This window comes from Synechococcus sp. Cu2B8-bc1011, from assembly GCF_047302735.1.
In the GTDB taxonomy this organism is placed as follows: domain Bacteria; phylum Cyanobacteriota; class Cyanobacteriia; order PCC-6307; family Cyanobiaceae; genus Synechococcus_C.
This window is the reverse complement of sequence record NZ_CP138915.1, coordinates 251,104-269,116: the sequence shown is the minus strand read 5'-3', so window position 1 is coordinate 269,116 and position 18,013 is coordinate 251,104. Positions and strand designations below refer to the sequence as shown.

At 54.5% G+C, this 18,013-nt stretch carries 20 protein-coding genes; 9 read left to right on the top strand and 11 right to left on the bottom strand.

The genetic code is table 11. From position 1 onward, the window contains the following. The first annotated feature begins 22 nt into the window (after positions 1–22). Genes ndhI through SIC18_RS01445 form a run of 5 tightly spaced genes read left to right on the top strand, consistent with a single transcriptional unit; the run spans position 23 to position 3,112 of the window. A complete protein-coding gene (gene ndhI, locus SIC18_RS01465) occupies positions 23–682 on the top strand; it encodes an NAD(P)H-quinone oxidoreductase subunit I (RefSeq protein ID WP_048347372.1) in 660 nt (219 codons plus the stop codon). Continuing rightward, complete coding sequence (locus SIC18_RS01460) at positions 679–1,278, top strand: NADH-quinone oxidoreductase subunit J (protein WP_048347371.1); 600 nt, start codon at positions 679–681, stop codon at positions 1,276–1,278. The genes ndhI and SIC18_RS01460 overlap by 4 nt, the downstream gene beginning before the upstream one ends. Positions 1,279–1,299: 21 nt before the next feature. After that, a complete protein-coding gene (gene nuoK / locus SIC18_RS01455) occupies positions 1,300–1,632 on the top strand; it encodes an NADH-quinone oxidoreductase subunit NuoK (protein ID WP_006854001.1) in 333 nt (110 codons plus the stop codon). A gap of 15 nt (positions 1,633–1,647) precedes the next feature. Continuing rightward, the gene (locus SIC18_RS01450; RefSeq protein WP_413429973.1) at positions 1,648–2,595 is read left to right on the top strand and encodes an NAD(+) kinase; all 948 of its coding nucleotides are present in this window, start codon (positions 1,648–1,650) and stop codon (positions 2,593–2,595) included. Position 2,596: 1 nt separating this feature from the next. Continuing rightward, positions 2,597–3,112: a CYTH domain-containing protein gene (locus SIC18_RS01445; protein WP_048347368.1), complete on the top strand. Its 516-nt coding sequence runs from the start codon at positions 2,597–2,599 to the stop codon at positions 3,110–3,112. A gap of 182 nt (positions 3,113–3,294) precedes the next feature. Here SIC18_RS01445 and SIC18_RS01440 read toward each other — a convergent pair whose 3' ends face one another. Next, positions 3,295–3,573, bottom strand: a complete 279-nt coding sequence (locus tag SIC18_RS01440) for a helix-turn-helix domain-containing protein (RefSeq protein ID WP_048347367.1) — start codon at positions 3,571–3,573, stop codon at positions 3,295–3,297. A gap of 81 nt (positions 3,574–3,654) precedes the next feature. Between SIC18_RS01440 and SIC18_RS01435 the strand changes: the two genes are divergently transcribed. After that, positions 3,655–4,545 carry a methylenetetrahydrofolate reductase gene (locus SIC18_RS01435; RefSeq protein WP_048347366.1) on the top strand — a complete coding sequence of 297 codons (891 nt, stop codon included), beginning with the start codon at positions 3,655–3,657 and terminating at the stop codon, positions 4,543–4,545. On the opposite strand, the gene SIC18_RS01430 is transcribed toward SIC18_RS01435, so the two are convergent. From SIC18_RS01430 to SIC18_RS01405, 6 genes are all read right to left on the bottom strand, one after another. Next, positions 4,529–5,704 (bottom strand): nucleotidyltransferase family protein, encoded by a 1,176-nt coding sequence (locus tag SIC18_RS01430; protein WP_048347365.1) that lies wholly within the window; start codon positions 5,702–5,704, stop codon positions 4,529–4,531. The genes SIC18_RS01435 and SIC18_RS01430 overlap by 17 nt on opposite strands. A gap of 45 nt (positions 5,705–5,749) precedes the next feature. Next, complete coding sequence (locus SIC18_RS01425) at positions 5,750–6,652, bottom strand: segregation/condensation protein A (RefSeq protein WP_048347364.1); 903 nt, start codon at positions 6,650–6,652, stop codon at positions 5,750–5,752. Between the two features lie 97 nt (positions 6,653–6,749). Beyond that, positions 6,750–7,139, bottom strand: a complete 390-nt coding sequence (locus SIC18_RS01420) for a lipopolysaccharide assembly protein LapA domain-containing protein (RefSeq protein ID WP_048347363.1) — start codon at positions 7,137–7,139, stop codon at positions 6,750–6,752. 90 nt (positions 7,140–7,229) lie between these two features. Then, positions 7,230–8,906 (bottom strand): NAD(P)H-quinone oxidoreductase subunit 4, encoded by a 1,677-nt coding sequence (locus tag SIC18_RS01415; protein ID WP_048347362.1) that lies wholly within the window; start codon positions 8,904–8,906, stop codon positions 7,230–7,232. Between the two features lie 115 nt (positions 8,907–9,021). Next, entirely contained in the window at positions 9,022–11,025 is a 2,004-nt protein-coding gene (locus SIC18_RS01410; RefSeq protein ID WP_413429972.1) for an NAD(P)H-quinone oxidoreductase subunit 5, read from the bottom strand. Positions 11,026–11,059: 34 nt separating this feature from the next. Continuing rightward, a complete protein-coding gene (locus SIC18_RS01405) occupies positions 11,060–11,782 on the bottom strand; it encodes an NnrU family protein (RefSeq protein WP_048348347.1) in 723 nt (240 codons plus the stop codon). A gap of 114 nt (positions 11,783–11,896) precedes the next feature. On the opposite strand from SIC18_RS01405, the gene SIC18_RS01400 reads away from it, so the two are divergent. Then, positions 11,897–12,892 carry a LysR family transcriptional regulator gene (locus SIC18_RS01400; RefSeq protein WP_048347360.1) on the top strand — a complete coding sequence of 332 codons (996 nt, stop codon included), beginning with the start codon at positions 11,897–11,899 and terminating at the stop codon, positions 12,890–12,892. Here the strand turns inward: SIC18_RS01400 and SIC18_RS01395 are convergent. Next, a complete protein-coding gene (locus tag SIC18_RS01395) occupies positions 12,889–13,491 on the bottom strand; it encodes a DUF3172 domain-containing protein (protein ID WP_048347359.1) in 603 nt (200 codons plus the stop codon). The two genes, SIC18_RS01400 and SIC18_RS01395, sit on opposite strands and share 4 nt — an antisense overlap. Continuing rightward, positions 13,488–13,835 carry an NAD(P)H-quinone oxidoreductase subunit M gene (locus SIC18_RS01390; protein WP_048348346.1) on the bottom strand — a complete coding sequence of 116 codons (348 nt, stop codon included), beginning with the start codon at positions 13,833–13,835 and terminating at the stop codon, positions 13,488–13,490. The genes SIC18_RS01395 and SIC18_RS01390 overlap by 4 nt, the downstream gene beginning before the upstream one ends. 106 nt (positions 13,836–13,941) lie before the next feature. Between SIC18_RS01390 and pds the strand changes: the two genes are divergently transcribed. Together pds and SIC18_RS01380 are read left to right on the top strand one after the other, a co-directional pair. Continuing rightward, entirely contained in the window at positions 13,942–15,360 is a 1,419-nt protein-coding gene (gene pds / locus SIC18_RS01385) for a 15-cis-phytoene desaturase (protein WP_250395580.1), read from the top strand. A gap of 3 nt (positions 15,361–15,363) precedes the next feature. Then, positions 15,364–16,272, top strand: a complete 909-nt coding sequence (locus tag SIC18_RS01380; protein WP_413429971.1) for a phytoene synthase — start codon at positions 15,364–15,366, stop codon at positions 16,270–16,272. A 23-nt stretch (positions 16,273–16,295) separates the two neighbouring features. On the opposite strand, the gene SIC18_RS01375 is transcribed toward SIC18_RS01380, so the two are convergent. After that, complete coding sequence (locus SIC18_RS01375; RefSeq protein WP_048347356.1) at positions 16,296–16,736, bottom strand: RNA recognition motif domain-containing protein; 441 nt, start codon at positions 16,734–16,736, stop codon at positions 16,296–16,298. A 67-nt stretch (positions 16,737–16,803) separates the two neighbouring features. Next, positions 16,804–17,964 (bottom strand): CCA tRNA nucleotidyltransferase, encoded by a 1,161-nt coding sequence (locus tag SIC18_RS01370; protein WP_413429970.1) that lies wholly within the window; start codon positions 17,962–17,964, stop codon positions 16,804–16,806. Positions 17,965–18,013 lie beyond the last annotated feature (49 nt).

The following is an 18,013-nucleotide window of genomic DNA, read 5'->3' as shown; positions in this document are numbered from 1 at the left end:
TTCACTTCCCCGATTCCACACCATGTTTGGCTTCCTTCAACAGGTTGGTGATTACACCAGGGATGCAGTGGATGCGGCCCGTAATCTCACGCAAGGCCTGTCGGTCACCTTCGACCACATGAAGCGCCGTCCGGTCACGGTGCAATACCCCTACGAAAAGCTGATCCCCTCGGAGCGGTATCGAGGACGCATTCATTACGAGTTCGACAAGTGCATTGCTTGTGAGGTCTGTGTGCGGGTGTGTCCCATCAATCTTCCAGTGGTTGATTGGGTGATGAACAAGGAAACGAAGAAAAAAGAGCTACGCAATTATTCGATTGATTTCGGGGTTTGTATTTTCTGTGGCAACTGCGTCGAGTACTGCCCCACCAATTGCTTATCGATGACTGAAGAATATGAATTGGCAGCCTTCGATCGCCATAGCCTGAACTACGACAACGTTGCGTTAGGCCGCTTACCGACCAGCGTGACGACAGATCCATCGGTTCAGCCATTGCGGGAACTGGTGTATTTGCCTGCTGGGGAAGTTCAGCCCCATGGCGTTTCTCCTGACCGTCCCCGAGCCGGCAAACTCCCTGAGCAAATCCTCGAGGAACTCAAAGCGGCTGGATCCATGAAGGCTGCAGAGGATGAGAGAGAATCATCCTCATCAGCTTCCAATGAGGAGGAGAGCGCAGGATGACGATCGCCGCGTCAACGCAGCTCATTTGTTTTTTGGCTCTGAGTGCCGTCATCGTTCTGGGAGCTCTCGGTGTTGTTCTCTTGAGCAACATTGTTTATTCGGCCTTCCTCCTCGGTGGAGTCTTTCTGGCAGTGGCAGGTCTTTATCTCCTGCTCAACGCCAGTTTTGTGGCAGCGGCCCAGGTGCTGGTCTACGTGGGTGCTGTGAACGTCTTGATCCTGTTCGCGATCATGTTGGTCAACAAGAAGGAGAATCTGGCTCCGATTCCCGGACTTCCCATACGTCGTCTTCTGTCCGGTGGTGTGTGCGTGGGTCTGTTTGCTCTTTTGACCCGCGTTGTAGTCACCACTCCTTGGACCAAGGGCCCAGCCCCGATTGGGGAGGATGCAACCGTACGAATTGGTGAGCACTTGTTCACCGATTACTTACTGCCTTTTGAGTTGGCATCCGTTTTATTGTTGATGGCCATGATTGGAGCAATTGTTCTGGCCCGTCGTGACGTTCAATCCGTGGATCCTGTCACCGGTCAAGAGGTTGATCAGGGACTGATTGAGAAGGCACGCACTCCATTACTTGTTGACCAGCCTCGCGCCTGAATTCTTTCTCCTTTATTTGTGATGCTCTCTGAGCTTCTTTCCGGTTCCGTTCCTCTCCAGGCTTACCTGCTGTTGGCAGCAGTTCTGTTTTGTACGGGGGTCTGGGGTCTCATCAACAGTCGTAATGCTGTTCGGGTGTTGATGAGCATTGAGTTGATGCTCAATGCAGTGAACATCAATCTGATGGCGTTTTCTTCCTACGTCGACGGCCAACTCATTCGTGGCCAGGTGTTCTCGGTGTTTGTGATCACAGTTGCAGCAGCTGAGGCTGCAGTTGGTCTGGCGATCTTGTTGTCGCTGTATCGAAACAGAGTCACTGTGGACATGGAACGCTTCAATCTGTTGCGCTGGTAAAGACGACACGCTGTTATGCGCCTTCAACGGGTCTGGCTGATTTATCGCGCAGATAGCCCACTAGCGTTGAAAGAAGCTCGTCGCTGTGCCGATGAGCTTGAGACGTGCGGTGTGACAACTGTCCTGGCGATGAGTGGTCTGACTGCAGACCCTTTTCCAGGGTTGCTGGCCTCTGAGCCTCGGCTACCGGATCTGGCGGTGGTGCTTGGTGGTGATGGAACTGTCCTTGGTGCTGCCAGACATCTCGCGGTTCTGGATGTCCCGATTCTGAGTTTCAATGTGGGAGGCCATCTTGGCTTCCTGACCCATGATCCCGGTTTGCTGCGGAGTGAGGGACTGTGGCAGCGCGTGCTGGAAGATCGTTTCGCTTTAGAACGGCGAATGATGTTGCAGGCTGTGATCCAACGCCTGGGGGATCTCCATGGTTCTAAGGAGGCCTCTGGTGCAGACGATGGTCTCAAGGACCATCAGGAGATTCACTGGGCATTGAATGACCTTTACCTCAAGCCTCATCACGAAGATTTGTCTCCAACCTGCATTCTTGAAATGGAGATTGATGGTGAGGTTGTTGACCAAGTCCGAGGAGATGGCTTGATTTTGGCCTCGCCTACGGGCTCCACGGGTTATGCGATGGCGGCGGGCGGCCCGATCTTGCATCCAGGGATTGATGCGATTGTCGTCAGTCCGATTTGTCCGATGAGTTTGTCGAGTCGCACCGTGGTGTTGCCGCCTCGATCCAGGGTTGTGATTTGGCCTTTGGGTGATGCCAGCCGGCAGGTGAAACTTTGGAAGGATGGGGCTGCGGGAGAGGTTTTTGGTCCAGGTGAATGCTGCGTGATTCAGCAGGCTGCGCATCACGCGTTGATGGTGCAACTGGAGCAAAGTCCCTCCTACTACCGAACGCTGTCCGGCAAACTTCACTGGGCGGGAAGTTTGCTGGATAGTGCCCCCTCCTCAAACTGAGATGGCACTGGAGATTGAACGGCGATTCTTGGTGACAAACCCCGGTTGGCGTCTTGCGGCAGGCCCCCCTCAACCGCTGCGTCAAGGGTATTTGTCAGCCTCGCCAGATGGATTCACTGTGCGCATGCGTTTGCGCGCAGATGGCAGGGCATGGCTGACGTTGAAGGCTCCTGCCGCTGGGATCGCGCGCCATGAATTTGAATACGACATTCCGGCGACGGATGCGGAGGAGTTGTGGGCGCTGGCCCCCCATCGCGTGATTAAAACGCGCTATTCCCTTCAACTGGAAGGAGGCGACTGGGTTGTTGATTGCTTTGAAGGAAGCAATTCACCATTGATCCTGGCTGAGGTTGAGCTCGACTCCCCCGATAGCCCATTAACCATTCCCGACTGGTGTGGTTTTGAAATCACAGGAGACCAGCGCTGGAGCAATGCAGCCCTCGCCCACCAACCGTTTTGCACGTGGCCCCAGGATTGGATTGACCAATATTGGCCGCAAACCGAAAAAATCTTTTGATTTCCTTTAGATTTGGAGCATGGTTCGCAAATGGAGCGGCATGCTCGGTCTTTACGACTCTGATGGGATCCTGCGTTTCACAGGATTAGATCGTGAGGCCTGTCTCGCTTACGCCAGTTTGTTTGGTCTCCCTTTGGCGAGCTGCTCATTAACAGAAATCCCAATTCCTGTCCCGCTTCCGGTCAGGTCTCGTCGGAGGCATCTGGAGGAAGGGTGCAGCAATTGAAGCCGTCACGACAGATTTTCCCGTGATCCATTGCCCAGTTCAGTAAGGCCACACGATTTTTTGAGCCCGTTTTGGTAAAGACGTTGCTGACGTGGTTGTCGACAGTGCGTTTGCTAATCGTCAGTCGTTCAGCGATCTCTTGATTGGTCAGCCCCTCGGCTACCAGTTCGATGATCTCAATTTCTCGGCTGGAGAGGGAAATAGTCATTGAACAGGGCACCTCACCGATGGCCATTCTTCTTGGACCATGATTTGTATCTTAAGCAGGTATGGAGAACCTGATCTTCCATAGTGGCCTGCAGAAGCGTTCATTCGTTTGAGTTCAGCGCTGCAAAGCAGCCTCAAGGCTGGGACCGTCACCATTACGGCTGAAGTGATGCCTCCACGGGGTGGAGACGCATCACATGTTCTTGAGATGGCCAAGGGCTTGAAGGGTCTTGTCCATGCCGTCAATGTCACGGATGGCAGTCGCGCAGTCATGCGGATGAGCAGTCTTGCCGTAGCGCGCCTCCTGTTGGACGAAGGCATCGAGCCCGTGCTGCAGATGGCCTGTCGCGATCGCAATCGCATTGCGATTCAAGCGGATCTCTTGGGTGCCCATGCTTTGGGGATCCGTAATCTCCTTTGCCTCACCGGTGACCCTGTTCGTGCTGGTGACCAGCCCAAAGCACGCCCCGTGAATGAACTGGAATCTGTGCGTTTGCTTCAGCAGGTCACGGCCTTCAATCGCGGGGATGATCCGGTAAAGGGTGATCTTGCCGATGGCCCGACTGACATCTTCGCTGGAGCCGCGGCTGATCCTCAGTGTGCGAGCTGGTCAGGCTTGATACGCCGCATGGAGCGAAAAAAAAATGCTGGGGCACGTTTTATTCAGACGCAGATGGTGATGGATGCTGCTGTGTTGGAACGGTTTTGCCGTGAAATAGCCGAGCCGATGGATCTGCCAGTCCTAGCGGGTGTGTTCTTGCTCAAGTCGGCCCGCAACGCAGCCTTTATTAATCGGATGGTGCCAGGTGCTTGCATTCCCGACAGGCTGATCGCTCGCTTGGAGGCCGCGCCAGACCCTGCGGCAGAGGGAATTCAAATCGCCGCTGAACAGGTTCAGCAATACCTAGGGGTAGCTCAAGGGGTGCATTTGATGGCCATCAAAGCAGAGGAACGCATTCCAGCGATATTGAAGCGAGCAGGCGTCAGCTTGCCTGGGTGAGATCGGTGCCCAAGAGCTCTGCCATGGCTTTCTGTTGAGGAGATGGCTCCACCAAATCCTGGCGGCGTGCATCGGTGATCAACCAATCGAGGGAAGCCTCTTGCAGATCAATGTGATCCCCTTCTTTGTCGACGCAGTAGCGGCCGAACACAAGTTTCTCGACCAGTTGCACGCCCGCCCCGATCCTGGAGTAGTCAAAAATGATCGAGTTGTCGATGGTTGCGCCTTCGCAGATGTAGCAGCTAGGGCCAATCATCGTTGGACCGATCAGCGTGGCGCCATCTTCAATTTTGGTCATCCCTCCCACGTAGACAGGACCTTCAACGTTGATTTTGTCCCAATTGGCCGCCACATTGAGGCCCGTAAACAGGCCTGGTTTGACCTCTTTCCCAGGAACGCCAACTTGGCGAACTTCCCCCTGGAGAACGCTGCGAATGGCTTGCCAGTAATCAGGCACTTTGCCGATATCGACCCATTCAAAATCCATGGGTAGGGCATAAAACGGAGCTCCTTGCTTCACCAAGGTTGGGAAGAGATCGGCACCAATGTCGAAGGATGTCCCAGAGGGAATGTGCTCAAAAATCTCAGGTTCGAAAAGATAGATGCCGGTGTTAATGGTGTCGCTTAAAGCTTCCTCAACACTGGGTTTCTCTTGGAAGGCTTGGATTTTGCCGTCGTCATCGCTTACTACCACGCCGTAGCTGCTCACCTGGTCCTTCGGGACCGTTTTGGTGACAAGACTGGCGAGAGCTCCTTTGGCGCGATGTCGCCTAACGGCCTCGGTGAGGTCGAGGTCGATTAGGGCATCACCACATAACACCACGAAGGTGTCATCAAAAAAGGTTTGAAAATCTTGGATTTTTTTGAGACCACCCGCAGAACCAAGTGCGTCACCGATCAGTTCGCCGTCCTGAATACTGCCCTCGAAGCTGTAAGCGATTTCGACGCCGAAACGCTGGCCATCGCGGAAATAGTTTTCGATTTCCTCGGCCAAGTGAGACACGTTGACCATGACCTCAGTGAAACCATGCTCTTTGAGAAGCTCCAGCAGGAACTCCATCACCGGTTTCTGCAGGATCGGAATCATCGGTTTCGGGATCACATGCGTGATCGGCTGCACCCGGGTTCCTTTGCCTGCGGCCAGGATCATGGCCTTCATGGACGTACCAAGCTTGAAAAGGTAGTCATCAACATAAGAGGGTGATTAGGCGGCAATCGCCGGCAAGGTCGGCGTGATATCTGGCACTTCGAGGCTGTTGATCGGCAGTTGAGTGATTTCGCCGGCAACGAGCAAACGCTTTAAACGAATGGGTGCGTGCAGCGAGCCAACTTGTTCCAGTTCGACCTGACTTTGAGAGGACAGGAATAAAAGAGCCCAGAACACGCCAACGCGGTCTTTGTCGAGGTCAGGCGCAGCTGCTTCTGCCCAGCGACTGACGAGAAACTCGAAATCAACCCAGTGCAAGGCCTGTTCCCATTCTTTTAAAAACACCCCTAGCGCGGCAGTGGTTTCAGGCAGTTTTTCCCGGTGGGCCAACGCTGCTACTTGGGCGATTGCCTCACGATTGCTGAAGCGCTTCTGACGCTGGCGCCGGCGCATGTCGAGTTCGTCGGTCTCTAATTGCTCAGCAATGGTCTCCAGCTGTTCGATCAGTTCCCCCAGCGTGACCGGCCGTCTCAAAGGAGGAGGCGCAACAGGGCGCCTTAAAAGGTGACGTTCAGGATGGCGCGGCAAATTGAAGCGTGGATCCAGCCAACCCTGCTCCATGAAGTCAGGGTCAAAAGCGTCTTCCATCATTGGTTCTGGAGGGAGGGTGCTGGCTTCAAGCACCTCCGCTTTGAGCCCCACCAACACCGATGCAGCGAGAAACGCTTCGCTGCTCTCGGCTAGATCGCGTTCGTAACTTCCTCCCGGTTGGCCCAGCTGAGCGGCAACCCGTCGGGGGACTTCAATGCGTTGTCTGAGTTGATCTAAAAACCCGTCTACCACTGAAATGACGTCGACGTCCCAAGGATCGAGAGTGCCACTTTGGGCAGCATCCTGGAGCAGACGAATCGCGAGACGGGCGCCGGCATCAGCTTTTGATGTCAGGCCGGCATCAGACAAAGACAACCTCAATCTGTTGGAAAGGTATCGGTCCAATCCAGGGGACGCCAGTCCCCACAGGAGATTCGCTGCTTTGTGGCTGTCAGGCTTTCACTTTTTAGGACTTTGAGTCGATGTCGACAGTGGGAGTCTCCGTTGAGGTAGAGCCCGAGTCACTACTGCCTGAGGGCAGGAGCCCTAGCTGGGTTTGCACCGTTGAGCGGTAGCGATCGAGATCGGTTTCCAATTCTTGAATGCGAACCTGCTGGGCTTCGAATTCAGTGGCTTTGCCCAATCGCTCCACGGTGTTGAGCATTCCGCTCCAGCTTGCAAAAAGCCAGGCTGCTACAGCACCGATACCCCCTGATAGGAGTAGAAGAGCGGCCAGAGGCAAGGTGAAGTGCATCCACGGCAAGACAGTCACCGTGGTGGGGTTGGTGTTTTCCAACGTGAAAAACACCGTGCCGAGGCCAAAGATGAAAATCAGAGTGAAATTGATCTGACGCATGGCGAAAAGAGCAGAGTGTGCGACAGGCGTCTGAAAATTAAGGAGCGATTCAGTGTCTGAATCGCATTCGCAGAGAAAGGACGAAGTTCTTTACGAGACGGGCTGGCTGGCCTGGGTCAGTTTTGGTGCTGAGAACACCGCTGGCACAAGGGAGGTGCTGCGAATTAGAGGGGCTGTTGGTCGTGTGATCCTCTCCATCGCGACGACATCACGCTCGACAAGAGCTGAGATCGTGTTGCTGTAGCTGTCAGTCATCAGCTTTGGGTAGAGCCCGATGCCGATGATTGGAACCAGCAGGCAACCAATGATGTAGACCTCCCTGGGTTCTGAATCGACAAGATTGGAGTGCGATACGAGTTCGCTGTTTTCTTTCCCGAAGAAGATCTCTCTCAGCATCGACAGCAAATAGATCGGTGTGAGGATCACGCCAATGGCTGCCAGACCATCAATCACGATTCGGAAGCTGAGGGTGTAGGCCTCATCCGTGGCAAAGCCTGCAAAGACCATGAGTTCGCTCACAAATCCACTCATGCCAGGCAGGGCAAGGGAGGCAAGGCAGCAAACAGTCCATAGGGCAAACATGATGCGCATCTTTTGGCCAATGCCACCCATCTCATCCAGCTGAAGGGTGTGGGTCCGGTCGTATGTGGCTCCCACGAGGAAGAACAGACTGGCTCCGATCAGTCCATGACTGATCATTTGCAGCATGGCGCCACTCGTCCCTAGCTCGCTGAAGCTGCCGATGCCGATCAGCACGAAGCCCATATGGCTGATGGAGCTGTAAGCGATTTTGCGTTTGAGATTGCGTTGAGCGAAGGATGTGAGCGCTGCATAAATGATGTTCACGACTCCCAGCACCACCAGCAGGGGTGCGAATTGGGCATGCGCTACAGGGAGAATTTCGGCGTTAAAGCGCATCAACGCGTAGCCACCCATCTTCAGCAAAATGCCAGCCAGCAACATGTGCACAGGCGCTGTGGCCTCCCCATGGGCATCAGGCAGCCAGGTGTGGAGTGGAACGATCGGTAATTTCACCCCGAATGCAATCAACAATCCCGCATAACAGAGCAGCTGAAATCCAGTACTGAAACCCTTTTGGGCGAGAACGCTGTACTCAAAATTGGGGACTCCACCGCCAAAAAAGCCCATGGCGAGGGCCGCCAACAGGATGAACAGAGAACTGCCAGCGGTGTAGAGAATGAACTTTGTCGCCGCATATTGACGTTTCTTTCCGCCCCAGATGGCCAGTAAGAGATAAACCGGAAGCAGCTCCAGTTCCCAGGCGAGAAAGAACAGCAGCATGTCTTGGACGGCGAAGACGGCAATTTGGCCGCCATCCATCGCCAGGATCAAGAAGAAGAACAGCTTGGGTTTGAAGGTCACGGGCCAGGCGGCCAGGACCGCCAAGGCTGTGATGAAGCTCGTCAGCAGGATCAGGGGCATCGAGAGCCCATCGGCCCCAACCGCCCAGGTCAGCCCGAGATTGGGCAGCCAGCTCACCCGCTCCGAGAGCTGGAGTCCGCTGTAACTGGGGTCATATCCCGTGAGATAAGCCCCCGCTGTAATGAGGAAGGTGGTGAGAGCAATGCCGAGCGCAAACCAGCGCACCTGTTTGCCATCACCATCGTCCGGAATGAATGGAACGATGAAGGCCCCGATGATGGGGAACAGGATCGAAAGGCTCAGCCACGGGAAAGTGGCCGGAACGATACCGCTTGAGATGTCGAATGCCGGATCAAAGGGTGCGCTTACGGCAAATTCGAGCACGGGACAGGTCTTTCACCACTGCACGGAGTGTAGAAATCTTGGGCGAACGCGCATCCACTCGATAGGCGTTGACACACATAACCCCATTCCTGAAGCTTCGGAATCAAAGGATCGTTTAGCCCAGGACTCCGAAGAGGACCACTAAGGCAATCACTCCGCCGAACACGATGAGTGCATAGAACTGGGCTCTGCCGGTTTCAAAGTATTTGAGGCCTTCCCCACTGCCCAGGGTGAGCAGTCCGGTGAGATTCACCACGCCATCCACAACCTTTGCATCTACTTCGAGGACTTCACGGGCCAGCTTTCGGCTGCTGCGGACAAACAATTTCTCGTTAATGGCATCCAAATACCATTTGTTTGCCAGGAAGGCATTGATGGTTGGGAAGCGAGCTGCAACCAGTTCGCCGAGGTCGATTCGGTGCAGGGCGTAGGCGAGGACGGCCACCGTCAGACCGGTTACGGAAATCGCAACGGAGGCTCCTGCGAGTGGAAGGAATTCTCCCCAGCTGAAGTGTTCGGCCATTTCTGCTGCCTCTTCGGGATTCAGCAGCCCAGCAAAGCGACTGTTCCAGGGAGTTCCGAGCAAGCCGATCAGCGCTGAGGGCACCGCGAGAACTGCGAGCGGAAGGGTCATGGACCAGGGTGACTCGTGAACACTTCCTGCGCCGTGGTGATCGTGACCTTCCTCAACGTTCTTTCCTGCGGCCGCCATGAGCTCGTGTTGTAGAGCTGAATCATTGCCTCGGAACTCACCCTCGAAGGTGAGGAAGTAGAGGCGGAACATATAGAAGGCGGTCATGCCCGCAGTGGCAAAACCAACAGCCCAGAGCAGGGGGTAACTGTTGAAGGCCTGGCCGAGTATTTCATCTTTGCTCCAGAAGCCTGCCAGGGGTGGGATGCCGCTAATGGCCACACAACCGATCAAAAACGTGATGGCAGTAATCGGCATCTTTTTTCGAAGTCCACCCATCAGTCGCATGTCTTGGGCGAGGACAGGTTCATGACCCACCACATCTTCCATGGCATGGATCACAGATCCCGAGCCAAGGAACAACATTGCCTTGAAGAAGGCATGGGTCACGAGGTGGAACATGCCCGCAACGGGCGCACCGCAGCCCATGGCCAGCATCATGTATCCCAACTGAGAGACAGTGCTGTATGCAAGTCCTTTTTTGAGATCCATCTGGGTTAGAGCGATGGAGGCTCCTAGGAAGCAGGTGATCGTTCCAATCACGGCGATGAACGTGCCTACAGCAGGGAACTGGGAGTAGAGAGGTTCCAACCTGGCAACAAGGAAAACTCCTGCCGCGACCATGGTGGCCGCGTGGATCAAGGCAGAGATCGGTGTGGGTCCCTCCATGGCGTCGGGCAGCCAAACGTGAAGAGGGAATTGGGCTGACTTGGCCATTGGCCCCATAAACACGAAGAGGCAGAGAGCCAGCGCTGCCCATCCCGGCACTACGCCACTGCTAACGGCTGCTGATAATCCATCGGCAATGCCTTGGAATCCGAAGCTTCCCGTGGCCCAATAGAGCCCGAGGATCCCGAGCAGGAGTCCGAAATCACCAACACGATTCACGACAAACGCTTTCTGGGCCGCATGGGCTGCGCCTTCACGGTCGTACCAGAAGCCCACCAAGAGGTAAGAGGCCATCCCCACCAGCTCCCAGAACACATAAATTTCCAGAAGGTTGGGACTGACCACGAGCCCCAACATGGAGCTGCTGAAGATCGCCAGATAGGTAAAGAAGCGCACATAACCCTTGTCATGGGCCATGTAGCCGTGGGAGTAAATCATCACCAGCAGCGCCACCGTGGTCACCAAGGCGAGCATCACAGCGGCCAGCGGGTCGACGACGTACCCCATCGGAAGGCTGAAGTCTCCAGCACTCGCCCAGATGAACAGATGCTCAACCGGGGGAGCTCCACCCAACTGCTCGAACAGAACGGCATAGCTGATGACCGCTGCAGCTCCAATGCAGCTGATTAGCAGCAAGGCCACCGGTTTTTTGAGCCGGTTGATGGTGCGATTGAAGCTGATCAGGCCAAGCCCTGTGATCAAGGCCCCAACAAGAGGGAGCACTGGAATCAGCCAGGCGAAATCGGCAGCCGAAGGCATCCGAGTGAAGCGGAGTGGTTTGAGTGTAGGCAGCTCAGCTCAAAAGCCCTTCAAGACGTGAGTGAAGGAACGCGATCCCTGCCAAGGAGATGAAGCGATGAGCCCACCAAAAAACTCCCACAGCGATCGCGATGCCGAGTTGTGCTGGCCGCAGCAACTCGCTCCAAATCAGGGTCTGGCGTCCATCAAGAACAGCGGCGAAAGGCAGTACGGATGTGCTTTGTTTCAGCTTCACGAAGTCATCACCAAACCGAGCCTTTAAGCGTCGGTCTCCATGCCACACAGCGAAAAGGTGATGTCCGATCAGGCCGATGCAGGTCACGACCATGAAGCTGCTTCCGATCCAAAGGGCATGGCTAAAGCACCAGAGAACCTGACCAACGGCCTGAGGGTGTCGGCTAATCCTGATGATGCCGGAGGCATAGAGACGCACTTGCGGTTTCAGCACAGCAGGGATTTCCAGCAGGTTGTAGGTGGCTGGATAGAGAAAGAGAAAGCTGATGGCTGTTAGCACCCAGATCACTGGCACCAATCCCTGTACACCTTGCAGATTCCAGAGCCTGAGGCCGTCATACCGATGGGCAAGGAAATAGCCGATCACGACAATCGCCGAGGGAATACTCAATGCGGCGAATAGCACTCGCCAGGCCCTGGCGCCGATTTTGGCTTCAGCACGAGTCCGAAGGGCAGCCCCACCGCTGTGAATCACAGCGAAAACGAAGAGCAGCAACAGCATCACCAAGCTGGAGTGATGCATTCCGCCGCCTAGGAGCTCATCCAAAGAGTTGCTGCGTGGAGGGTAATTCTGAAGGGCGGTGGGCTCTTTCCCTCTAAAGTTTTGGAGCTATCCCCGCCGGGTCGGCTGTCGCTTATGGCCGATCTGCCTTTCACACTGGATCAGCTTCGTATCCTCCGCGCCATCGTTAGTGAAGGCAGCTTTAAAAAAGCTGCAGACAGTCTTTACGTCACGCAGCCAGCGGTCAGTTTGCAGATCCAGAACCTGGAGAAGCAGCTTGAGGTGTCTTTGTTTGACCGCGGCGGCCGCAAGGCCCAGCTCACCGAAGCCGGTCACTTGCTACTGAGCTATTGCGATCGAATTCTGAGTCAGTGCCACGAGGCGTGTCGTGCTTTGGATGACTTGCACAACCTCAAGGGAGGATCTCTCGTGGTTGGGGCGAGTCAAACCACGGGGACTTACCTGATGCCCCGAATGATTGGGCTCTTTCGGCAAAAATTTCCTGATGTGGCAGTTCAGTTGCATGTTCACAGCACGAGACGAACGGGCTGGAGCGTGGCGAATGGTCAGATCGATCTGGCCATTATCGGCGGCGAATTACCTGCAGAGTTGAATGAGTTGCTTCAGGTGGTTCCTTACGCCAGTGATGAATTGGCGCTGGTGCTTCCGGTGAAGCATCCCCTCGCGCGCCTGCCCGAACTCAGCAAGGAGGATCTCTATCGATTGGGATTTGTTTGTTTAGATGCCCAGTCCACCACTCGGAAGATGGTGGACCAGCTTCTGGCTCGTTCTGGTTTGGATGTGCAGAGATTGAGGATTGAGATGGAGCTCAATTCCCTTGAAGCCATCAAAAATGCTGTGCAATCCGGCTTGGGTGCCGCTTTCCTTCCGGTGGTCTCGATTGAGAGGGAGCTCACAGCAGGCAGTTTGCATAAGCCATTGGTGGCGGGCCTGCAGGTGAGGCGCCAGCTAAGGCTGATTACCCATCCAGCGCGTTATTGCTCACGGGCGGCCGAAGCTTTTCGGTGTGATGTTTTGCCGGTGTTTGCCAGTGCCGATAGTCCTTTGCGTCAGCCAAGGGCTGCGGCCGTAGGGCCAGAACCCATAGCCACAGTTTTTGACGCCTCTTAGAACTGATCAGCTTCTGGGGTGATACCAACAGTGTCGTCGGCGATCCCTTTGGTGAGAAATTTGTTTTGAGTGATATCAGTTTGGTAAACGCAGCGAACAGCAGGTTTGTCTCTCACTGAGCCGATGTAAGCGAAGGTGTTCATTCTTTGTTTGCATTGCCGTTCCTGAGCAGCGGTGATCGCTCCTTCCTTGCGTAAGACGGCCCAGTTCTCTCGGCGAATCACGCAGCCTGGTTGCAGCGTGGGCTGCGTCACGAAGCTGCTGGATGGGTTCATGGTCGTATACATCTCAATGTCCATCACAAAGGCACTTGCTCCCCACTGCTTGCAAAATTCGGGGTCTGGTACCGCTAAATCCAATTGCTCACTGCTGGCGATGTTGCCTTGATCTCCCTGCGTTGTGCTCGTGAGAGCACTGCCGATTCCGATTCCCACCACCAGAACTCCAGCGAGGACAGCAATTCTGGTCGTGTTGAAACGACCGCCTCCATCCCCACCCTCGTTGTTGCCCATTGGCGGAGGGCTGTAACGACCTCCTCTGCGCTCGTCAGGACGACGTGGAGTTCCGCCCCGTGGACGGTCGTAGGGGGAGCGGCTCACAGCAGTTCAGGGGTGCGGGGCAGGCCCATGGAGTAGTTCAGAACGCGGCAATCAGGGTTGTAGCTCAGTTGGCCTGCCTGTAGGAGCTGGCGAATGCTTCCCTCAAGTTCTGAGCCGATCCGGCGCAGGTTGTAATCGTTCAGAGGCTGACCTGCATGGGCCTCTACCAGCTCACGAAAACGTTGTTGAATCGTCTGGACGCAGCTGTCATTCCATAGGAATTCGTTGTCTGGATCCAGGTCGAGAGTGAGCTGATTGGGGTCTGGAATGAGCCGCCCGTCATTGACTCGAGCTGTGAATAGACGCACGTGGCGAGTGGTGCTCTTCAGCAGGGTGTCGGCCATGGGGCTTGTATTGCGTAAGGACACCGCGCTTGCGGTTGCTGAAGACTTTAGGAAGCGAACCGGGCCGTGATCCTTTTAAGGTTGTCTTCAAATTGTGGTCTGAAGCATGCGTATCGCCATTGCGGGAGCAGGACTGGCTGGTCTCTCCTGCGCGAAATATCTGGCGGACGCCGGTCATACCCCCATCCTTATGGAATCTAGGGACGTGCTTGGCGGGAAAGTTGCGGCTTGGAAAGACGAAGATGGCGACTGGTATGAAACGGGCTTGCATATCTTTTTCGGGGCTTACCCGAACATGCTTCAGTTGTTTAAAGAACTGGATATTGAGGACAGGCTCCAATGGAAGAGCCATTCGATGATTTTTAATCAGCCAGAAGAGCCTGGTACTTACAGTCGCTTCGACTTTCCAGATTTGCCGGCACCTATGAATGGTGTTGCAGCAATTCTTGGTAACAATGACATGCTGTCTTGGCCAGAAAAAATTAGTTTTGGCATCGGGCTGGTCCCAGCCATGCTAAGAGGCCAGGGTTATGTCGAAGAGTGCGATAAATATTCTTGGACTGAATGGCTCAGGCTTCACAACATTCCTGAGCGCGTTAATGATGAAGTTTTCATTGCCATGAGTAAGGCTTTGAACTTCATTGATCCCGATGAAATTTCATCAACAGTGTTGTTGACCGCCCTGAATCGCTTTCTGCAGGAAAAAAATGGTTCCCGCATGGCATTTCTTGATGGAGCACCTCCTGAGCGTCTATGTGACCCGATTGTGGAGCATGTTCAATCGCTCGGAGGTGAGGTGCATCTGGATAGCCCATTAAGAGAGATCAAGCTCAACGCTGATGGAAGCGTTGCTGCTTTTCATATTGGAGGGGTGAAGGGTAAGGAAAGTTTTGATCTCGTTGCTGATGCTTACGTGAGTGCACTTCCTGTGGATCCTTTCAAGCTGTTGATACCAGAGCCATGGCAACAAATGGATGTCTTTCGCAAGTTGGATGGTCTACGCGGAGTGCCGGTGATCAATATTCATCTTTGGTTTGACCGAAAGCTTACGGACATTGATCACTTGCTCTTCAGTCGTTCGCCCTTGCTAAGTGTGTACGCCGATATGAGTATTGCTTGTAAGGAGTATGAAGATCCGGACCGATCGATGCTTGAACTTGTATTCGCTCCTGCGAAGGATTGGATTGGCCGCAGTGATGAGGATATTATTGAAGCGACCATGGGTGAGCTTAAGAAATTATTCCCAATGCATTTCGGAACTGATAATCCCGCAAAGCTTCGCAAGTCTAAAGTTGTAAAAACTCCTCTGTCTGTCTATAAAACTACGCCTGGATGTCAGCAGCTTCGGCCTGATCAAACAACCCCAATTAAAAACTTTTTCTTGGCGGGCGATTATACGATGCAGCGTTACTTGGCTTCCATGGAGGGGGCAGTGTTGAGCGGCAAACTTTGCGCAGAAGCTGTGGACCGCAAGCGCGATCAACTGTCATCATCGTCTTCTGTCAGCGAGCCGGTCTCGGCCTGAGTCATGACCCTCGCAGCTTCGGATCTCGATGCAGCCTTCGAGGCTTGTCGCCGCGAGACAGCTGAGTGGGCAAAGACGTTTTATTTGGGCACGTTGCTCCTCCCACTGGAGAAGCGACGGGCAATCTGGTCCATTTACGTCTGGTGTCGACGGACCGATGAGCTCATGGACAGCGATGAGGCTCAATCTCGATCGGTTGATGAGCTTGCCGAGCGACTTGACCGTTGGGAAGAAAAAACAAGAGAGCTCTTTAGCGGCCATGTCTCAGATGATCTAGATGCGGTGATGCTGGACACCTTGCAGAGATTTCCACAGGGCATACAGCCCTACCTCGACATGATCGAGGGCCAGCGGATGGATCTGTCTTGGACCCGCTACCCCACGTTTGAAGATTTAAAGCTCTACTGCTATCGCGTTGCTGGAACCGTTGGCTTGATGACCCAGGGAGTGATGGGTGTTGACGAGGCATACACTTCTGCGCCTTGGAGTGATTGCCCCGACCCTTCTGATGCAGCTGTTGCTTTAGGGATTGCCAATCAACTTACTAATATTCTTCGTGATGTTGGAGAAGATCGTGCCCGAGGACGGATCTATCTGCCGCAGGAAGATCTGATCCGCTTTGGTGTCAGTGAGGAGGACCTTTTAGCTGGAAGGATCAATGATGCCTGGATTGAGCTGATGGCATTTCAACTGGCCCGTGCCAGAGAATGGTTCGTTCGCTCGGAAGCTGGAGTGCGCTGGTTATCTGCCGATGCTCGCTGGCCTGTTTGGACCTCTCTTCGTCTTTATAGAGGGATCCTCGACGAGATTGAACGCAATAAATATGACGTTTTTAATCGTCGTGCCTTCGTGGGTAAATTATCTAAAATTCTTGAGCTTCCTAGATGCTTTGTGATCGCTCAGTCCCGCTAAGTGATCACAAAGCCAAAAACAAATCAGGCTGTTGTCTTCTGATCTGCAAGTAAATCTTTAAGCTTGGATAATTCTCCAGCCCAGCGGGGATCGGGTGCGGATTCAGCTTTTGCGTCGCTGTGAACCACCTTGTTGACGGCCTTCCGTGCTGAACCTGGGGCGTTGCCAGGACCGCCTGGGCCGCCACGACGACCGCCTCCTCCGCCTGAGTTGTTCTCGCGTCGTTCAGAGCGTTCCACGCGCAAGGTATTGCCGTTGAAATCCTTTCCGTTGAATTGCTCGATCAAAGCATCAGCGACTTTTTCATCGTCGACATTCGCGAAACCGAAGCCGCGACACGCGCCCGTTTCGCGGTCCAGAACGGTTTTGAAGCGGATTCCCTCCCCCACGCTGGTGAGTTGGGTCTCCAACTCTTTGGCTTCAAATGTTTGCGGCAAGTTGCCGATGTAAAGACGCACGCTCATGAGACGGGGGGGGAGAGAAGAAAACTGCCTATCAGGCCGATCGCTGTCGTTAAGGCAAGTCAGTTAATCACAGCGGCTTGTTCATCCAAGCGCGTGCACACTGAATGGCGTCGTCATGGCTGCGAATCCGACCAAAGGCTCGTTCAAGGCAAAGATGATGAATCAGCTCCCCTAATCGTGGCCCTGGACGCAAGCCAAGCTCTGCTTGCAATGTTCGACCATTCAGTGGTGCACAGGGATGGAACAAGATGTCGTCCTGATCACGCCAGCGCCGCAGCCATTCCTTTTGGCGCTCGATTGGCCAAGCCAGTGTGAAAGCAGGGAGATCCTCTTCAAGCTCTTCATGCAGTTTTAAGCGCTCCCGCTCAGTCAGATTGTTAACGCTTTGCTGTTGATCTCGGTTCCACCATGCCCTCAGTCGCAAGCAGCGTTGAATTTGCTTTCGGCTGAAACGCAAATCATGCATTCCTTGATCGCTGAGTAACTGCGTTAAGCGCGCTAGCGGTAAGGCGAGTGGTTGTTCGTCTGCCGTTAAAGCGCTTGCGTTGAGCTTCCTTTGCGGTTGATCGGAGCTCCACGATGCGATCAATTTCAACGAGTGCAGCAGATGGATCGCCTGATCGGCGTTGTTGGCTTGAACCAGCTTCAGTAATTCAGCCTGAATGCGCTCTGGTGCCACCTTGGGCAATAGGTGGCGATGGCGGGCAATCATCTCCAGGGTGCCCTGGTCAATCGTCATCGAGAGCTCGGCGGACAGCCTGAGGGCTCTCAACAGCCGCAGGGGATCATCCAGCAGGTTTTGTTCGTGGATGGCAGTGATGCGTTGCTCGCGTAGATCAGCAATGCCGCCACTGGGATCCAACAGTTGTGGTTGAGGTTTGAGGGTTAGAGCAATGGCATTGATTCGGTAGTCACGTCGCAAGAGATCAGCTGTGAGGTCATCACCGTCTTGTCTTGCAAGATCGATCGTCCATCTCCCCAGCACCAGGCGGGCCATATCCCTGTCTCGATCGAGCACCACGCAAGTGCCACCAAACTCTTGAGCAAGTTTGCGGACTTGTCCCAGCGCATCCGCTGGAACCACCATGTCGAGATCTGGATGCTCTGGCAAACGGTTCAGCAATCCGTCACGGACGGCTCCGCCCACCAGCACCGTTCCTGTGGGTAAACGATTGAGAGGGATCGGCCAGCGTTGCGGCTGCAGCCGCGTCATCAGTTGGCATGCCATAAAGCCGGCCTCCCCCTCCAGAATGGAGTCCTCTTCAGAGGTGGGGTGG